At 64.4% G+C, this 1,887-nt stretch carries 3 protein-coding genes; 2 read left to right on the top strand and 1 reads right to left on the bottom strand.

The window, feature by feature from the left end; translation table 11 throughout:
• Window positions 1-501 (bottom strand): ABC transporter ATP-binding protein (locus AAF184_25835; protein MEO0425777.1); only part of this gene is annotated, 501 nt, incomplete at its 3' end.
• A 145-nt stretch (window positions 502-646) separates the two neighbouring features.
• On the opposite strand from AAF184_25835, the gene AAF184_25830 reads away from it, so the two are divergent.
• Window positions 647-1,066 (top strand): response regulator transcription factor, encoded by a 420-nt coding sequence (locus AAF184_25830; protein ID MEO0425776.1) that lies wholly within the window; start codon window positions 647-649, stop codon window positions 1,064-1,066.
• Window positions 1,067-1,190: 124 nt separating this feature from the next.
• On the top strand, window positions 1,191-1,628 hold the full coding sequence (locus AAF184_25825) for a DUF4199 domain-containing protein (protein ID MEO0425775.1): 438 nt from the start codon (window positions 1,191-1,193) through the stop codon (window positions 1,626-1,628).
• Window positions 1,629-1,887: the final 259 nt, after the last annotated feature.

Here is a 1,887-nt window from a genome sequence, read left to right as displayed (position 1 = left end):
TTTGCGCGCGTCGGTATCGAGGCCCGTAGTCGGCTCGTCGAGGAACAGCACGCGGGGGCTTCCCACCAGCGCCATGGCGAATTGGATGCGCCGCTTCTGACCGCCCGAGAGGGTCTTGTAGCGTTGACCGACGAAGGCGCCGATGCCGGTTTCCTCGATCAGCGTGTCGAGGGGCCGTGGCGTCGGGAAGTAGCTCGCCTGCAGCGTGAGTTGCTCGCGACCAGTGAGCAAATCTGGTAGGTCCGTGTCCTGCAGCATCACGCCGCTCAGGCGCCGCGCGGCCAGCGAGCCGGCGCGCTCGCCGAAGAGGGCGATCTCCCCGGCGGTCGGCGTGATCAGGCCCAGGGCGCACTGGATCAACGTGGTCTTGCCGGCACCGTTGGGGCCGAGCACGGTGCAGATCTGACCTGGCGCGAGGTCGAGATCGACACCTCGCAGGGCCTCGTGGGTGCCGTAGCGTTTGCGCAGGGAGCGCGCGTAGATGGCGACGTCGGCGGTCAACTCGTGTCCTCCGTGTGAACGTGCGCCTATTGTCGGCAGCGCCGTGCGCGGCGAGTACCGCCAAAGCGCACGCGCGAGGGGTGACATTTGTCAGGGGGGGCGTACGCGTTGACGACCCCAGGGGTGGGTCGCGATCATGGCCGTGATGATTCGCACGATTCTTCTGTACGCCCTCCTGCTCGCGCTGGCCACCTTCGCCCTCGAGTGGCTCGAGTACCGCTACATGGCGCGGGTCTTTCCGCGCGAGGTGTACATCGTGGTGATCGCGGTGGCCTTCGCCGCCCTCGGGGTGTGGGTGGGCATCCGGCTCACCACTCGCCGTGCGCCCGGGGCCGGGGACTTCGAGCGCAACGACGCGGCCCTGTCATCGCTGGGCATCACCGAGCGCGAGTACGCCGTGCTGCAGCTGCTCGCCGACGGGCTGTCCAACAAGGAGATCGCCCGCCAGCTCACCCTCTCCCCGAACACGGTGAAAACCCACGTGGCGCGCCTCTACACCAAGCTGGAGGTGGGGCGCCGCACGCAGGCGGTGAGCAAGGCGCGCACCCTGGCCCTCATCCGATAGGGCGATTCGTACGGCCTAAGCCACTGATTCAAAGGCAATCACCCCTTTGGGCGATGGCGCACTTACCGTCGGAGGTGTCACGCTTCGCCGGTCGTTAGTGGTTCGCCAGGGAGAGGAGACTCCAATGTTCCGCATCATCACCAAGTACGGCTCGGTTTCCGGGCTCATCGTTATTCTCACCATGATCCTCGGCCACGTGCTGTCCGGTAGCGAGGGGTTCTTCGCCGGCGCCGTCTTCGGCTACCTGGTGATGCTGGTGGCCCTGTCCATGATCTTCCTCGGCGTGAAGGCCTATCGCGACCAGGAACTCGGCGGGGTGATTCGCTTCTGGCCGGCGCTCGCCGTCGGGGTAGGGATCGCGGCCGTCGCCGGTGTGGCCTACGTGGTCGCCTGGGAGGTCTACCTGGCGATGACGGACTACGCGTTCGCCAGCGAGTACACGGCCGGGTTGATCGAGCAGAAGCGGGCGGCGGGGCTGAGCGAGGAGGCGCTGGCCGCCGAGATCGAACGGCTGCGGGCCTTCGAGCAGCAGTACCTGAACCCCCTGTTTCGGATTGAATGAGGAATTGTTCACGCACAGCAGGGAAGCGAATTCAAAGCGGTCTGGAGAACAAACCGAATGTCCGTTCACATGAGTAATGAACGCTTAGTAGAGGGCTGATGTATATTGTTGACTACACATCTACCGCCTTGAGGTCTCACCTCTTCAAGGCACCTTGCGTTCCGGTAGAGCTTTCACCGCACCACTGCATCAGACCCATCGTGTATCCGTCACCAAGGAGTAAGGAATCAACATCGTCGTCGTAGAATTCCATTCCCTG

Source organism: Pseudomonadota bacterium, from assembly GCA_039815145.1.
Taxonomy (GTDB): Bacteria; Pseudomonadota; Gammaproteobacteria; order Steroidobacterales; family JBCBZW01; genus JBCBZW01.
The sequence above is the reverse complement of the archived record's forward strand: the minus strand, read 5'-3'. Positions and strand labels throughout refer to the sequence as shown.